Source organism: Pseudomonas sp. MF08875, from assembly GCF_059862525.1.
Window position 1 is genome coordinate 98,611 of record NZ_JCBCUW010000009.1, and the last position, 15,440, is coordinate 114,050.

General features: G+C 62.3%; 16 protein-coding genes and 2 pseudogenes. 13 read left to right on the forward strand and 5 right to left on the reverse strand.

The annotated features are described in order from the left end of the window. The first annotated feature begins 3 nt into the window (after window positions 1-3). Window positions 4-471 carry a CreA family protein gene (locus AC19YT_RS07415; protein ID WP_500597728.1) on the forward strand — a complete coding sequence of 156 codons (468 nt, stop codon included), beginning with the start codon at window positions 4-6 and terminating at the stop codon, window positions 469-471. Between the two features lie 115 nt (window positions 472-586). Here AC19YT_RS07415 and rpsT read toward each other — a convergent pair whose 3' ends face one another. Beyond that, entirely contained in the window at window positions 587-865 is a 279-nt protein-coding gene (gene rpsT / locus AC19YT_RS07420; RefSeq protein ID WP_095109453.1) for a 30S ribosomal protein S20, read from the reverse strand. Between the two features lie 252 nt (window positions 866-1,117). Here rpsT and murJ point away from each other — a divergent pair, with 252 nt between their 5' ends. The 6 genes from murJ (at window position 1,118) to ispH (ending at window position 8,597) form a co-directional block, all read left to right on the forward strand. Beyond that, the gene (gene murJ / locus AC19YT_RS07425; protein ID WP_500610029.1) at window positions 1,118-2,656 is read left to right on the forward strand and encodes a murein biosynthesis integral membrane protein MurJ; all 1,539 of its coding nucleotides are present in this window, start codon (window positions 1,118-1,120) and stop codon (window positions 2,654-2,656) included. A 119-nt stretch (window positions 2,657-2,775) separates the two neighbouring features. Next, window positions 2,776-3,714, forward strand: coding sequence for a bifunctional riboflavin kinase/FAD synthetase (ribF, locus tag AC19YT_RS07430; RefSeq protein ID WP_176465111.1), 939 nt, complete (start codon window positions 2,776-2,778; stop codon window positions 3,712-3,714). 14 nt (window positions 3,715-3,728) lie between these two features. After that, window positions 3,729-6,560 carry an isoleucine--tRNA ligase gene (gene ileS, locus AC19YT_RS07435; protein ID WP_095109456.1) on the forward strand — a complete coding sequence of 944 codons (2,832 nt, stop codon included), beginning with the start codon at window positions 3,729-3,731 and terminating at the stop codon, window positions 6,558-6,560. Next, a complete protein-coding gene (gene lspA / locus AC19YT_RS07440; RefSeq protein WP_095109457.1) occupies window positions 6,553-7,065 on the forward strand; it encodes a signal peptidase II in 513 nt (170 codons plus the stop codon). Before ileS ends, lspA begins: the two co-directional genes overlap by 8 nt. Next, the gene (gene fkpB / locus AC19YT_RS07445; RefSeq protein ID WP_095109458.1) at window positions 7,058-7,501 is read left to right on the forward strand and encodes an FKBP-type peptidyl-prolyl cis-trans isomerase; all 444 of its coding nucleotides are present in this window, start codon (window positions 7,058-7,060) and stop codon (window positions 7,499-7,501) included. The genes lspA and fkpB overlap by 8 nt, the downstream gene beginning before the upstream one ends. Before the next feature lie 148 nt (window positions 7,502-7,649). Next, window positions 7,650-8,597: a 4-hydroxy-3-methylbut-2-enyl diphosphate reductase gene (gene ispH, locus AC19YT_RS07450; RefSeq protein ID WP_095109459.1), complete on the forward strand. Its 948-nt coding sequence runs from the start codon at window positions 7,650-7,652 to the stop codon at window positions 8,595-8,597. On the opposite strand, the pseudogene AC19YT_RS07455 reads toward ispH, so the two are convergent. Then, window positions 8,574-9,106 (reverse strand): annotated as a pseudogene (locus AC19YT_RS07455) (GspH/FimT family pseudopilin). The gene ispH and the pseudogene AC19YT_RS07455 sit on opposite strands and share 24 nt — an antisense overlap. A gap of 224 nt (window positions 9,107-9,330) precedes the next feature. Here AC19YT_RS07455 and pilV point away from each other — a divergent pair. From pilV to thiO, 6 genes are read left to right on the forward strand one after another with little or no spacing between them, the layout of a single operon-like run. Continuing rightward, on the forward strand, window positions 9,331-9,777 hold the full coding sequence (gene pilV, locus AC19YT_RS07460) for a type IV pilus modification protein PilV (RefSeq protein WP_095109461.1): 447 nt from the start codon (window positions 9,331-9,333) through the stop codon (window positions 9,775-9,777). After that, complete coding sequence (locus AC19YT_RS07465) at window positions 9,774-10,487, forward strand: PilW family protein (protein ID WP_500597734.1); 714 nt, start codon at window positions 9,774-9,776, stop codon at window positions 10,485-10,487. The genes pilV and AC19YT_RS07465 overlap by 4 nt, the downstream gene beginning before the upstream one ends. A 9-nt stretch (window positions 10,488-10,496) precedes the next feature. After that, window positions 10,497-10,958 (forward strand): pilus assembly PilX family protein, encoded by a 462-nt coding sequence (locus tag AC19YT_RS07470; RefSeq protein ID WP_500610030.1) that lies wholly within the window; start codon window positions 10,497-10,499, stop codon window positions 10,956-10,958. Next, complete coding sequence (locus AC19YT_RS07475) at window positions 10,945-11,280, forward strand: hypothetical protein (RefSeq protein WP_500610031.1); 336 nt, start codon at window positions 10,945-10,947, stop codon at window positions 11,278-11,280. The genes AC19YT_RS07470 and AC19YT_RS07475 overlap by 14 nt, the downstream gene beginning before the upstream one ends. A 15-nt stretch (window positions 11,281-11,295) precedes the next feature. Further along, the gene (locus AC19YT_RS07480; protein ID WP_095109465.1) at window positions 11,296-11,697 is read left to right on the forward strand and encodes a type IV pilin protein; all 402 of its coding nucleotides are present in this window, start codon (window positions 11,296-11,298) and stop codon (window positions 11,695-11,697) included. Window positions 11,698-11,752: 55 nt separating this feature from the next. Further along, window positions 11,753-12,853 (forward strand): glycine oxidase ThiO, encoded by a 1,101-nt coding sequence (gene thiO, locus AC19YT_RS07485; RefSeq protein ID WP_095109466.1) that lies wholly within the window; start codon window positions 11,753-11,755, stop codon window positions 12,851-12,853. On the opposite strand, the pseudogene AC19YT_RS07490 reads toward thiO, so the two are convergent. The 3 genes and pseudogenes from AC19YT_RS07490 to AC19YT_RS07500 all read right to left on the reverse strand — a co-directional run. Then, window positions 12,850-13,788, reverse strand: a pseudogene (locus AC19YT_RS07490) (sigma-54 interaction domain-containing protein); the annotation flags it as partial. The gene thiO and the pseudogene AC19YT_RS07490 sit on opposite strands and share 4 nt — an antisense overlap. A gap of 157 nt (window positions 13,789-13,945) precedes the next feature. Further along, a complete protein-coding gene (locus AC19YT_RS07495; RefSeq protein ID WP_500597737.1) occupies window positions 13,946-14,173 on the reverse strand; it encodes a PP0621 family protein in 228 nt (75 codons plus the stop codon). Between the two features lie 123 nt (window positions 14,174-14,296). Then, complete coding sequence (locus AC19YT_RS07500) at window positions 14,297-15,319, reverse strand: outer membrane protein assembly factor BamD (protein ID WP_095109469.1); 1,023 nt, start codon at window positions 15,317-15,319, stop codon at window positions 14,297-14,299. Between the last annotated feature and the right edge of the window lie 121 nt (window positions 15,320-15,440).

The window sequence follows — 15,440 nt, forward strand, 5'->3', positions numbered from 1 at the left end:
TGTATGCGCATGGCTAAAGGGTGGTTGGGGCTGTTGCTGGCGATGCCGTTGCTGGCATCGGCCGAAGAGATTGGTCGGGTGTCGACGGTGTTCAAGTTTGTCGGGCCGAACGACCGGATTGTGGTCGAGGCCTTCGATGATCCGAAGGTCGAAGGTGTGACCTGCTACCTGTCCCGCGCCAAGACGGGCGGTGTAAAGGGTGGTCTGGGGTTGGCCGAGGATCGTGCTGAGGCGTCGATTGCTTGTCGCCAGGTCGGGCCGATCAGCTTCAAGGGCGAGCTCAAGGATGGTGATGAAGTGTTCAAGGAGCGCACGTCGCTGGTGTTCAAGACCATGCAGGTGGTGCGTTTCCTCGATAAGAAGCGCAATACCCTGGTGTACCTGGTGTACAGCGACCGCTTGATCGAAGGCAGCCCGCAGAATGCGGTGACGGCCATCCCGATCCTGCCGTGGGCCAATAGCGCGCAGTAAGTGGGTGTGATTTATGGGGATGGGAGTGGCGTTGCCGGCTCCCATTTTTTATGCCGGTATAAATCCTAGGCAATAAAAAACCGACCCTGGGTCGGTTTTTTAACAAGCGTGTCGCTTAGGCTGCTACAGCAAGGTTCAATGCCTTGATGTGGCCATTCAGGCGGCCTTTATGGCGAGCAGCTTTGTTTTTGTGAATGATGCCTTTGTCAGCCATGCGGTCGATGACTGGCACGGCCAGAACGTAAGCGGCTTGTGCTTTTTCAGCGTCTTTTGCGTCGATGGCTTTGACTACATTCTTGATGTAGGTGCGAACCATGGAACGCAGGCTGGCGTTGTGGCTGCGACGCTTCTCAGCCTGTTTTGCACGTTTTTTGGCGGAAGGTGAGTTGGCCACCGTCGAGCTCCTCGAAAGACTTTTTAGGGAATAGCAAACAAAATAGGCCGCGAATCATGCCGATGAGTTGAAGTCTTGTCAAGGGCGGTTGATGCGTTCCGCTAAGTGGTAGGTGTGGGGCACCCGGATATTTCTTTCCGGCGCCTGACCTGTAAACTCGCGAGCTTTGGCTCTGTGCTGCTGCGGCGCGGAGTATCGCATAAGTGGGCGCGTTGTTCGCCTGCTGTTTATCGACAGGCGAAAACTCTTTCCATGAATCTGCTTAAATCCTTGGCCGCCGTCAGCTCTATCACGATGATTTCCCGGGTCCTGGGGTTTGTCCGTGACACCCTTATTGCGCGCATATTCGGTGCCGGTATGGCCACGGATGCGTTCTTTATCGCGTTCAAGTTGCCCAATCTTTTACGCCGCATCTTTGCCGAAGGGGCGTTTTCCCAAGCGTTCGTGCCGATCCTGGCGGAATACAAAAGCCAGCAGGGCGACGAAGCGACCCGCACTTTCATTGCCTACGTCTCGGGCCTGCTGACGCTCGTACTGGCGCTGGTCACGGTGTTGGGCATGGTAGCGGCGCCCTGGGTGATCTGGGCGACGGCACCGGGTTTTACCGATGAACCGGCAAAATTCACCCTGACCGCCGACCTGCTGCGAGTGACCTTCCCTTATATATTGCTGATCTCCCTGTCGTCCCTGGCAGGCGCGATCCTCAACACCTGGAACCGGTTCTCCGTACCGGCCTTCGTGCCGACGCTGCTCAATGTCAGCATGATCCTGTTCACGTTGTTCCTGACCCCTTACTTCGACCCGCCCATCATGGCGCTGGGGTGGGCGGTGCTGGCCGGTGGCCTGGCGCAGTTGCTCTATCAACTGCCGCACCTGAAAAAAATCGGCATGCTGGTGTTGCCGCGCCTGAACCTGCGCGACTCCGGCGTATGGCGGGTGATGAAGCAGATGCTGCCGGCGATCCTAGGTGTGTCGGTGAGCCAGATTTCCTTGATTATCAACACGATTTTCGCTTCGTTCCTGGTGGCGGGCTCGGTGTCCTGGATGTACTACGCCGACCGTTTGATGGAGTTGCCCTCCGGCGTCCTCGGGGTGGCGTTGGGCACGATCCTGTTGCCCACGTTGGCCAAGACTTACGCGAGCAAGGACCGCCACGAGTATTCGCGCATTCTCGATTGGGGTCTGCGCCTGTGCTTCATACTGGTGCTGCCCTGCGCTCTGGCCTTGGGCATCCTGGCTGAGCCTCTGACGGTTTCGCTGTTCCAGTACGGTGAATTCGGCGCCCATGACGCCGCCATGACTCAGCAGGCGTTGGTCGCCTATTCGGTCGGGTTGCTTGGGATTATCGTCATCAAGGTGCTGGCGCCGGGCTTCTACGCCCAGCAAAACATCCGCACGCCGGTGAAAATCGCCATCTTCACCCTCGTGGTCACGCAACTGTTCAACCTGCTGCTGATCGGGCCGCTGGCCCATGCGGGCCTGGCGCTGGCCATCAGTGCCGGCGCCTGCCTCAATGCGGGGCTGCTGTTCTATCAGTTGCGCAAGCAGCAGATGTATCAGCCTCAGCCAGGTTGGGGGCGCTTTGGCCTGAAGTTGCTGGTGGCGGTGGCGATGATGTCGGCGGTGCTGTTGGTGGCGTTGCACTTTATGCCGGCCTGGAGTGAGGGTCACATGCTGGAGCGGTTCCTGCGCCTCGGTGCGTTGGTGCTGGCGGGGGTGGTGACCTATTTCGGCATGCTCGCAGCGATGGGCTTTCGCCTGAGTGATTTCAATCGCAAGGCCCTGAACTGACGGGTTTTTGCGCTTAAGTGCGCGTCAGGCATCAGTTCGAGGCATTTGGCGGCGAGCTTGCCTGTCGTCAGCCGCCGGGTGTGGTTATAATCGACCACTTTATGAGCAAGAAGCGCGTTATGCAGCTGGTTCGAGGCCTCCACAACTTGCGCCCCCAGCATCGGGGCTGCGTCGCCACTATTGGCAACTTTGACGGTGTTCACCGTGGTCACCAGGCGATCCTGGGTCGGCTGCGTGAACGTGCGCTTGAGTTGGGCGTACCCAGCTGCGTGGTGATATTCGAGCCACAACCGCGGGAGTTCTTTGCGCCGGACACCGCCCCGGCACGCCTGGCGCGTTTGCGCGACAAACTGCAATTGCTGGCCGAAGAAGGCGTCGACCGGGTGCTGTGCCTGGCCTTCAACCAGCGCTTGAGCAAACTCAGCGCCACCGAGTTTGTCGATACCATCCTGGTCGATGGCCTGGGCGTACAGCACCTGGAGGTCGGCGACGACTTCCGCTTCGGTTGCGACCGGGTGGGGGATTTCGACTTCCTGCAGCAGGCCGGTGGTGCCCGGGGCTTTACCGTTGAAGCCGCACAGACCGTCGAACTCGATGGTTTGCGCGTGAGCAGCACCCAGGTCCGTAACGCCCTGGCCGCGGCGGATTTCCCCCTGGCCGAGCGTTTGCTCGGTCGCCCGTTCCGCATCGCCGGGCGGGTGCTGCATGGGCAAAAACTGGCGCGCCAACTGGGTACGCCCACCGCCAACGTGCAACTCAAGCGCCGCCGCGTGCCGCTGACCGGGGTTTACCTGGTGAGCGTCGATATCGATGGCCAGCCGTGGCCCGGCGTTGCCAATATCGGCGTGCGGCCAACGGTGGCCGGCGATGGCAAGGCCCACTTGGAAGTTCATCTTTTAGATTTTGCCGGCGATCTGTATGACCGGCGTTTGACGGTGGTTTTCCACCAAAAGCTGCGTGAAGAGCAGCGTTTCGCCTCTCTGGAGGCGCTGAAAACGGCGATCAATGCGGATGTCGCCGCCGCCCGTGCCCTAGCCGCACCTAGCGCCAATCGCTAACTGAAGAGCCATAAATGACCGACTATAAAGCCACGCTAAACCTTCCGGACACCGCCTTCCCAATGAAGGCCGGCCTGCCACAGCGCGAACCACAGATTCTGCAGCGCTGGGACAGCATTGGCCTGTACGGGAAGTTGCGCGAGATTGGCAAGGATCGTCCGAAGTTCGTTCTTCACGACGGTCCTCCCTACGCCAACGGCACGATCCACATCGGTCATGCGCTGAACAAGATTCTCAAGGACATGATTATCCGCTCCAAGACCCTGGCCGGTTTTGATGCGCCTTATGTTCCGGGCTGGGACTGCCATGGCCTGCCGATCGAGCATAAGGTCGAAGTGACCCACGGCAAGAACCTGGGCGCGGACAAGACCCGCGAACTGTGCCGTGCCTACGCCACCGAGCAGATCGAAGGGCAAAAGTCCGAGTTCATCCGCCTCGGCGTGCTGGGCGATTGGGCCAACCCCTACAAGACCATGAACTTCAAGAACGAGGCTGGCGAAATCCGTGCCTTGGCTGAAATCGTCAAGGGTGGTTTCGTGTTCAAGGGCCTCAAGCCTGTGAACTGGTGCTTTGACTGCGGCTCGGCCCTGGCCGAAGCGGAAGTCGAGTACGAGAACAAGAAATCCTCCACCATCGACGTCGCCTTCCCGATCGCTGACGAAGCCAAACTGGCCGCAGCCTTTGGCCTGCCCAGCCTGGGCAAGCCTGCGTCCATCGTGATCTGGACCACCACCCCGTGGACCATCCCCGCCAACCAGGCCCTGAACGTCCACCCGGAGTTCACCTACGCCCTGGTGGATGTCGGCGACAGGCTGTTGGTGTTGGCCGAAGAGTTGGTAGAAGCCTGCCTGGCCCGCTACGAGCTGCAAGGCTCGGTTATCGCCACGGCGACCGGCAGCGCGCTGGAGCTGATTAATTTCCGCCACCCGTTCTACGATCGCCTCTCGCCGGTGTACCTGGCCGAGTACGTCGAACTGGGCGCCGGCACTGGCGTGGTGCACTCTGCGCCAGCCTATGGCGTGGACGACTTTGTGACCTGCAAAGCCTACGGCATGGTCAACGACGACATCATCAACCCCGTGCAGAGCAACGGCGTGTACGTGCCGTCCCTGGAGTTCTTCGGCGGCCAGTTCATCTGGAAGGCCAACCCGGCCATCGTCGATAAACTGAGCGAAGTCGGTGCGTTGCTGCACACCGCCGTCATCGAACACAGCTATATGCACTGCTGGCGCCACAAGACCCCGCTGATCTACCGCGCCACCGCGCAGTGGTTCATCGGCATGGACAAACAGCCAGCCACCGGCGACACCCTACGCCAACGGGCCATCAAGGCCATCGAAGACACCCAGTTCGTTCCGGCCTGGGGCCAGGCGCGCCTGCACTCGATGATCGCCAACCGCCCGGACTGGTGCATCTCCCGCCAGCGCAACTGGGGCGTGCCGATCCCGTTCTTCCTGAACAAGGAAAGCGGCGAGCTGCACCCACGCACCGTTGAACTGATGGAAGAAGTCGCCAAACGTGTCGAAGTCGAAGGCATCGAAGCCTGGTTCAAGCTCGACGCCGCCGAACTGATCGGCGAAGACGCACCGCTCTACGACAAGATCAGCGACACCCTGGACGTGTGGTTCGACTCCGGCACCACCCACTGGCACGTGCTGCGCGGCTCGCACCTGATGGGCCACGACAGCGGCCCGCGCGCCGACCTGTACCTGGAAGGTTCCGACCAGCACCGCGGCTGGTTCCATTCCTCGCTGCTGACCGGTTGCGCCATCGACAACCACGCGCCGTACCGCGAACTGCTGACCCACGGTTTCACCGTTGACGAAGCGGGTCGCAAAATGTCCAAGTCCCTGGGCAACGTGATCGCACCGCAAAAGGTCAACGACACCCTGGGCGCCGACATCATGCGCCTGTGGGTCGCGTCCACCGACTATTCGGGCGAGATCGCGGTTTCCGACCAGATCCTGCAACGCAGCGCGGACGCCTACCGGCGTATCCGCAACACCGCGCGCTTCATGCTCTCGAACCTGACCGGTTTCAACCCGGCCACCGACCTGATGCCTGCGCAAGACATGCTGGCCCTGGACCGCTGGGCCGTGGACCGCGCCCTGCTGCTGCAACGCGAGTTGCAAGAGCACTACGGCGAGTATCGCTTCTGGAACGTCTACTCCAAGGTGCACAACTTCTGCGTGCAAGAGCTGGGCGGTTTCTACCTGGACATCATCAAGGACCGCCAGTACACCACCGGCGCCAACAGCCAGGCCCGGCGTTCCTGCCAGACTGCACTCTTCCACATCAGCGAGGCGCTGGTGCGCTGGATCGCGCCGATCCTGGCGTTCACCGCCGATGAGTTGTGGGAATACCTGCCGGGCGAGCGCAACGAATCGGTGATGCTCAACACCTGGTACGAAGGCCTGACTGAGTTGCCCGAAGGCGTCGAGCTGGACCGCGCCTACTGGGAGCGGATCATGGCGGTCAAGGCGGCTGTCAACAAAGAGCTGGAAAACCAACGCGCGGCCAAGGCCGTCGGTGGCAACCTGCAAGCCGAAGTCACGCTGTTCGCCGAAGAGGCGCTGAGCGCCGACCTGGCCAAGCTGAGCAACGAACTGCGCTTTGTTCTCATCACCTCCACCGCCACCCTCGCACCGTTCGTGCAGGCCCCGGCTGACGCGGTAGAGACCGAAGTCAGCGGCCTCAAGCTCAAAGTGGTCAAGTCTGCTTTCGCCAAGTGCGCCCGTTGCTGGCACTGCCGCGAAGACGTTGGCGTGAACCCAGAGCACCCGGAAATCTGCGGCCGTTGCGTCGATAACATCAGCGGTGCCGGCGAGGTACGTCACTATGCCTGAGGCCACTAGCCGTTTCGGGCGCTCGGGCTGGCTGTGGTTGAGCCTGCTGGTCCTGGTCATCGACCAGGCCAGCAAGCATTACTTCGAAGGTTCGCTGACCATGTACCAGCAGATCGTGGTCATTCCCGACTACTTCAGCTGGACCCTGGCCTACAACACCGGCGCCGCTTTCAGCTTCCTCGCCGACAGCTCTGGCTGGCAGCGCTGGCTGTTTGCGCTGATCGCCATCGTGGTCAGCGTGGTGCTGGTGGTCTGGCTCAAGCGGCTGGGCCGCAACGACACCTGGCTGGCGATTGCCTTGGCCCTGGTGTTGGGCGGCGCGCTGGGCAACCTATACGACCGCATCGCCCTGGGCCATGTGATCGATTTCATCCTGGTGCATTGGCAGAACCGCTGGTACTTCCCGGCGTTCAACTTTGCCGACAGCGCCATCTGCGTGGGCGCAGTAATGCTGGCCCTGGACATGTTTAAAAGTAAGAAAACCGGAGAAACCGTTCATGACTGAAGCCTCGCAACGCATCGGCCAGAACACGGAAGTCACCCTGCACTTTGCCCTGCGCCTGGACAATGGCGACACCGTCGACAGCACGTTCGACAAGGCCCCAGCGACTTTCAAGGTTGGGGATGGCAACCTGCTGCCAGGCTTTGAGGCAGCTTTGTTCGGCTTCAAGGCGGGCGACAAGCGCAACCTGAAAATCGAGCCGGAGAACGCCTTCGGCCAGCCCAACCCACAGAACGTGCAGGTTATTGCGCGTTCGCAGTTCCAGGACATGGACCTGTCGCCCGGCCTGCTGGTGATCTTCAACGATGCGGCCAACACCGAATTGCCCGGTGTGGTGAAGGCGTTCGACGACACCCAAGTGACCATCGACTTCAACCACCCGCTGGCAGGCAAGACCCTGACCTTTGATGTCGAGATCATCGGCGTCAAAGCGCTGTAAATAAGTGTGGGAGCGGGCTTGCCCGTGATGAGTGCCTGACATTCAGCATCGATGTTGACTGACACGGCGCTATCGCGAGCAAGCTGGCTCCCACAGATGGTTTTCTACGGTTTTCGCTATTTCTTGCGCGCAAGACACGAGGCACAGCATGCAAATCAAACTCGCCAACCCCCGTGGCTTCTGCGCCGGTGTGGACCGGGCGATCGAAATCGTCAATCGCGCCCTGGAAGTCTTCGGGCCGCCGATTTACGTGCGCCACGAAGTGGTTCACAACAAGTTCGTGGTCGAAGACCTGCGCGCGCGCGGGGCGATTTTCGTCGAGGAACTGGACCAGGTGCCCGACGACGTCATCGTGATCTTCAGCGCCCACGGCGTTTCCCAAGCCGTGCGTACCGAGGCGGCGGGCCGTGGCCTGAAGGTGTTCGACGCCACTTGCCCGTTGGTAACCAAGGTCCATATCGAAGTGGCGCGCTATAGCCGCGACGGCCGCGAATGCATCCTGATCGGCCACGCCGGCCACCCGGAAGTCGAAGGCACCATGGGCCAGTACGACGCCAGCAACGGCGGCTCGATTTATCTGGTGGAAGATGAAAAAGACGTCGCCGCGTTGCAGGTGCGCAACCCGGAGAAAATCTCCTTCGTGACCCAGACCACCCTGTCGATGGACGACACCAGCCGTGTCATCGATGCCCTGCGCAGCCGTTTCCCGGCCATCGGCGGGCCGCGTAAGGACGACATCTGCTACGCCACGCAAAACCGCCAGGACGCGGTCAAGCAACTGGCAGACGAATGCGATGTGGTGTTGGTAGTCGGCAGCCCCAACAGCTCCAACTCCAATCGCCTGCGTGAGCTGGCCGAGCGCATGGCGACCCCGGCCTATCTGATCGACGGCGCCGAAGACCTGCAACAGAGCTGGTTCGAGGGCGTCGAGCGCATTGGCATCACTGCGGGTGCGTCGGCGCCGGAAGTGCTGGTACGGGGCGTGATCCAGCAACTGCACGCTTGGGGCGCCACCGGTGCTGATGAACTGGCCGGCCGCGAAGAAAATGTCACCTTCTCCATGCCCAAAGAGCTACGCGTTCGCTCCCTGCTGTGAACACAGCGCCTGTTCGGCCTTATCGCTGCGCAGGCTGACCCGGCCGCTGCGTGAGAGCACCACTTGATGGTGGCTCACGCCTCCCTCCCTGGCGCAGATGTGCAGCGTCCCGGCCTGGAACGCCCCGCCCGGTAGTAGCGGCTCGCCCAGGCTACTGAAGCGTACGTACTGGCGCACCGGGCGATTACCCACAATCGACACCCGCCCATCCTGATACCGCTCGGACAGCACCGGGTTGTTTTTGTCCTCGTGGCCTGCGCCGCTGATATCCAGAATCACGTTCCAGCCTGGCTCCAGTCACCCTCCACACCGTGGATAACCACGGTCTGGTTGCGCAGGATGGCCTGGGTGCGGGCGTGGCCCATGGCGCCGGCCAGTTGCCGGGCGGTGTTTTCTCGGCTAACGGACTCAATCAGCCCCGTGACTGGCGGTACGGCCACGTTCACGGCAATGGCCGCGATGGCCATGCCGGTCAACAGCTCAATCAGGCTGAATCCTTTCTGACTCATGCTTCTTCCTCCTTGGGCGGGGGCTTGCGGTAGGACTAGTTATAGACCCTGTCTTGCGCCTCTCCGGGACCGAGGCGCGGGGATTATGTTGCCGCGTGTTCCGCTGCCGGGCGTGCCGCAAATCTTGCCGCTACCCTTGTGCCTGGCCCGCTATTGATCTCGCTGGTTCCAGGAAGGGAGCCGACGATGGTGGCAATTGGCGCCCCCTCAAGGACGATCGACGCATGACTCAAACAACGGGTGTTCCACTCAAGGCGCAGCAGGGGATGACCCTGATCGAAGTATTGGTGTCGCTGGTGATTCTCGGCGTAGGGCTGCTGGGGGCGGCGGCGATCCAGCTCAATGCGCTGAAGTACACCGACAGTTCGCGCATCAGCAGCCAGGCCAGTTTTGTCGCCTACGACATGCTCGACCGCATTCGTGCCAATCCCTTGGCCGACTACAGCGCCCCGTCTGGCGTCGGCGCCATGAGCGGCATTGCTCAACAGGACTTGGACGACTTCAGGCGCAATATCCTCGACTTCGGCGGCCCCACCGCGACCGGCAGCATCGCCATGAACGGGCCCCACGTCACCATCAACCTCAAGTGGGATGACGCCCGGGCCAGCCATCCGGGCACCGCGCCGCTACGCAGTTTCGTGCTGACCAGCCGCGTCGCGGAGGCTCCGTGAGGCGCCGCGTTTATGGGGGCTTTGGCCTCATTGAGCTTTTGCTGGCCATGGCGTTGAGCCTGGTGGTAGTGCTGGGAGTGGTGCAGGTGTTTATCGCGGCCAAAAGCACTTACCTCAGCCAAAGCGCATCGGCTGCGCTGCAGGAAGACGCCCGTTACGTGCTGAGCAAAATGCTCCAGGAAATCCGCATGGTGGGCCTTTCGGGTTGCCTGGCCAGCATCGAAGACCTGAGTGCGGCGGGGGACTTTTCCTGGCATATCCGCCGGCCCATCGAATGGGACGCCGCCGCGCGGCGCCTGACGCTGATCGCTGCGGATGTGGGGCAGGGTGGCGGGTTGCCGACCTGGACCGTGCTGACCGATTGCATGACCGCCGCCCGGGCCTACACCGGTAGCCGCCGGCCCCCGCCCGGCCAGTGGGCCTTGCCCATCCGACGGCTGACTTACACCGTTCAGGATGGCCAGTTGTATACCGGCACCGGAACCGGCCCTAACCAAGCCGTACTGGTGAGCAATGTCGAAGGTTTTGACGTGAGTTTCGGCGTGGCCAACGCTCCGGCCGATCTGGCGGCGGCCTACTACACCGACACGCCGGGCGACCCCTCCCTCATTCGTAGCGTGCGTTTGGGCCTGGTTCTCAAGGACCCGACCGGTCGGGTGCGCAGCCAGGCATTCAATGGGCTGGCCGCACTGCGCAACCGGCTGCCGTAGGGGGTTGCCATGAGGAACCCCGCGCAGCGCGGCATGGCGTTGCTGGCCAGCCTGGTGTTTTTACTGCTGTTGACGCTGATCGGCCTGTCATCGCTGCAAAACGCCACCCTGCAGGAAAAAATGACGGGCAACCTGATGGCCCGCAACCTGTCCTTTCAGATCGCCGAATCGGCACTGCGCACGGGTGAAAGTGCGGTGCGGGTCGAAGGCGCAGGCGTGCCCCTTTGCGTGGCCACGCAGTGCCTACCCCCGGCGGAATCGGCGTTGGTCACCGAGCCTGGGTTCAATGCCGCCTCCGGGGTGATGTGGGTGGCAGCGGCCCAAGGCCTTTACGGGTTACAGAACCTGGGCCCGGTGCCGGGGGCCGTCAACGTGCCCGCCGAGACGCAAGCGAACCTGTTCCGCGTCACGGCAGTGGGCATTGCCGGCCAGTCGCGCAGTGTGGTGGAGAGTGTCTATGCCCTGTATTGAGCTGTACGCCGGGCGGCTGGCGGCTTTTTTTGCCGCCTCGGCCCTTGCATTCACTGATCTGGGTTATGCCGGTGAGCCCGTGCCGGTGGCAAGCTTGGCGCCGCTGGCAGTGGCCGATGAGCGCTCGCAGGCGCGCAAATACAGCGCTAAAACGCCCGCCACCCCGGCGTTCGGCGTTAAGATGCGCAACCCGCGGGCACCGGGCGGCTCGGGCGATGAACTCATCCCCGATGGCCAGGCCCGCTACCCCGCCGCCAGCACCGTGCCCAGCGCGGAACCGAGCGGCACCGGCCGCCGGATCATGTGGCGACAAATCCAGTAAGTGAGAGCTTGAGGCATGCGCAGATCCAACCAAGGTTTGACCCTGATCGAACTCATGATCGTGGTCGCGATCATCGGCATCGTGATTACCATCGGTCTTCCCATCGCGACCGAGTACGTGAAGAAAACCCACCGCACCGAAATCGCGGCGTTGTTGACTGAACAGGCGCAGAACCTTGAGCGCCTGCACTCCAAAACCAATCAATACAGCGGTGCCACCGACCTGAGCCCGGGCAACGACTACTACAACCTCAGCGCGACACTGGCAGAGCAGACCTTTCTGCTGACGGCGGTGCGCAAGCACGAGGCGTTGATGGTCGATGACAAGTGCGGCGATTTCACCCTCAGCCATACAGGCCAGCGCGGCAACATCAATACCGCCGAAGGTGTGAGCGAAAAAGACTGCTGGGGGCGTTGAGCCCGCTGGCCGGGCGCCCTGGGCGCTCGCTGTTTTTTCATTGTGGGAACTGAAAATGGCCAATCAAGAACAAGTGCTGATTGTTGGCGGCGGCGTTATCGGGCTGTTGACCGCGTTTAACCTGGCGAGCGCGGGGCGCAGCGTGCTGTTGCTGGACCGCAGCGGTCTCGGCCAGGAGGCGTCCTGGGCGGGCGGCGGCATCGTCTCGCCCCTGTACCCGTGGCGCTACAGCCCGGCGGTCACGGCGCTGGCGCATTGGTCGCAGGATTTCTATCCGCGGTTGGCCGAGCAACTGTTTGCCACCACCGGGGTCGATCCCCAAGTGCATACCACCGGCCTGTATTGGCTGGACCTGGAAGACGAAGCCGAGGCCTTGGCCTGGGCCGAGCGGGAAAATCGACCGCTGCGCGCCGTGAACCTGTCGGCTGTGCAAGAGGCCGTGCCGGTGCTGGGGGAGGGGTTCGCCCGGGCCATTTACATGGAAAACGTCGCCAACGTGCGTAATCCGCGGCTGATTAAAGCTCTTCGCACGGCGCTGGAAGCCCTGCCGAATGTGGCCATCATGGAGCACTGCGAGGTCAGCGGTTTTGTCCTGGAAGGCCAGCGGATCGTAGGGGTGCAAACCTCCATCGGCGAGGTGCGGGCCTATCAAGTGGTGCTGACGGCCGGGGCCTGGAGCGGCGAATTGCTCAAGACCGTGGGGCTGGAATTGCCGGTCGAACCGGTCAAGGGCCAGATGATCCTCTACAAGTGTGAGGCGGACTTTCTTCCGAGCATGGTCCTGGCCAAGGGGCGTTACGCAATTCCCCGCCGCGACGGCCATATTCTGGTGGGCAGCACCCTGGAGCACGAAGGTTTCGACAAAACGCCCACCCTATCGGCCCTGGAAAGCCTGAAAGCCTCGGCGGTGGAGCTGATTCCAGCGCTGGCGCACGCCGAGGTGGTCGGCCATTGGGCGGGATTGCGCCCCGGTTCGCCCGAAGGCATTCCCTACATCGGCCAGGTGCCGGGTATCGAAGGCTTGTGGCTCAATTGCGGGCATTACCGCAATGGCCTGGTACTAGCGCCGGCCTCCTGCCAGTTGTTCGCGGATTTGCTACTGGGCCGCGAGCCGCTGATCGACCCGGCGCCTTACGCCCCGGCCGGGCGGATTTAGTCCAGGCCGAGTTTTTTCAGGCGATAGCGCATCGAGCGAAAGGACAGGCTCAGGCGTCGGGCCGCCGCGGTACGGTTCCAGCGCGTTTCCTCCAGGGCCTGAAGGAGCAGGCTGCGTTCGATGTGTTCCAGGTGTTCTTCTAGGTTGTTGACGTGCGCCAGGCTGATCCCCTGCAGTTCAACCGGGCCCGGCGACGCTGGCAGATAGAGGTCGCTGGCCTCGATCAAAGGGCCGTCGCACAGCGCATAGGCGCGTTCCAGCAGGTTCTCCAGTTCCCGTACGTTGCCGGGGAACGGATAGTTTTTCAGCACTTCAATGGCTTGCGCATGCAAGCGTGGGCGGGCGGAACCTGGGCGGCGGGGCATTCGCCCGAGGATGTGGTTGGCCAGCAGTTCGATATCCTCGCGCCGTTCGCGCAATGGGGCGACCCGCAGTTCAATCACATTCAAGCGATAGAACAGGTCCTGGCGAAAGCGCTGGGCGTGGACTTCGGCCCGCAAGTCCTTGTGGGTGGCGCAGAGGATGCGCACGTCAACCGGTTCCTCGCGCTGCCCACCCACCGGGCGCACGGCTTTTTCCTGCAGGGCCCGCAGGAGCTTGACCTGCATTGCCAGCGGTAAGTCCGCCACTTCGTCGAGAAACAGTGTGCCGCCGTGTGCGGCCTGGAACAGCCCCGGTTTGTCATCGCCCGCGCCGCTGAAACTGCCTTTGCGGTGGCCGAAGAGCTCGCTTTCCATCAGCTCGGCGGGAATGGCGCCGCAGTTGATCGGCACAAAGCCGTGCCCGGCCCGGTGGCTGCGTTGGTGCAGGGCCCGGGCCACCACCTCCTTGCCGCTGCCGGATTCGCCGCTGATGTAGATCGGCGCATGGCTATTGGCGAGTTTGTCGATGTGTTGGCGCAGGCGTTTGATGGCCGGAGAGTCACCGAGCAGACGCGGGGCGTCTTCGGCGGCGAGGCGCGGGTGTCGGGAATGTGGGTTCAACGCGATGTCCGTCCATGGGCAAACAGCAGCCGCCTCCTTGGCGTGCTTTGCAGTCTAGGCATGCAGGGCCGACTTTACCGGCCCTGGTTGTCGCAAGTTATGTGGCGCCTTAGGGCTGGCGCGGGCCTTGCTCCAGGTGGGGCTGGCTGCAATACCATTGCTGTTCCAGGCTCAGGGCGCGGTCCCTGGGCAGGTGTACGCCGCAATGGGCGCAACGCACCATGGGCGCGGCGCTTTGCTCGGGCGGCGGGGTGGTGGCGGATGTCGAGCGCTTGAATTTGCGCCAGAACCATACCGCAGCGGCAATCAGGGCGATCCAGAACAGTAAACGAAGCATGGCAGTCAGCTTTTCGACGAAAGAGCCGGCAGTTTAGCCAAGGTGCTGGGCAGCGCCCAGCGCAATAAAGCGCGGGCACAAAAAAGGAGGCTCGAAAGCCTCCTTTTTGATATTGCCCTGGCGTCAGTCGAACACGCCAAAGGTCATATAGCTGAACCACGAGCGGTCGCTGTTGTTGCCTTCGGCTTCGTGCTGTTCTTCTTCCATCACGTCGCCATTGGCATCCTTAGGCTTGAGCTCGGCCGGGATCGCGTCCTTGGCGTCCTGGTACTGGCGCATCACGTCCTGGTTGGCGCGGGTTTCGCCCGGCGGCAGCGGTGGACGGGATTCGATCAGGCCCAGGGTGGCCTTGCTCAGCCACGAACGGTTGTCCGCTTCGGCAACGCTTGGCACGAACTGACCGTCCACCAGGGTGCGGTGGTCCGGGTAGTTGAGCTTGAGGGTTTCCAGGCTGGTGTTGGCCAATTCGTCCAGGTGCAGGCGCTGGTAGGACTCGACCATTACCGCCAGGCCGTCGCCGACCGAAGGGGTTTCCTGGAAGTTTTCCACCACGTAGCGACCACGGTTAGCCGCGGCGACGTAGGCCTGACGGGTCAGGTAGTAGTCGGCAACGTGGATCTCGTAGGCCGCCAGCAGGTTGCGCAGGTAGATCATGCGCTGCTTGGCGTCCGGCGCGTAGCGGCTGTTGGGGTAGCGGCTGGTGAGCTGGGCGAACTCGTTGTAGGAGTCGCGCGCGGCACCGGGGTCACGCTTGGTCATGTCCAGCGGCAGGAAGCGCGCCAGCAGGCCCACGTCCTGGTCGAAAGAGGTCAGGCCCTTGAGGTAGTAGGCGTAGTCCACGTTCGGGTGCTGGGGGTGCAGGCGAATGAAGCGCTCGGCGGCCGACTTGGCAGCCTCGGGCTCGGCATTCTTGTAGTTGGCGTAGATGAGCTCGAGTTGAGCCTGATCGGCGTAGCGACCGAACGGGTAGCGCGATTCCAGGGCCTTGAGCTTGGCGGTGGCGCTGGTATAGCTGTTGTTGTCCAGGTCGGCCTGCGCCTGCTGGTACAGCTCGACTTCGCTCAGGTTTTCGTCGACGACTTCCTTCGATGAGCAAGCAGCGGTCAATGCGAGGATGGCGATCAGCAGCAGGTGTTTCACTTGCATGGCGGCTTGCGTCCCTATGACGGCCGCTGTCTTGGGCGGGGCCGTCCTGTTATGATGAGCGCCCCGTTGAAAAGCCTCGGGGCAAAAGACGCCGTATTTAACCACAAGCGCGCAGCCGAAA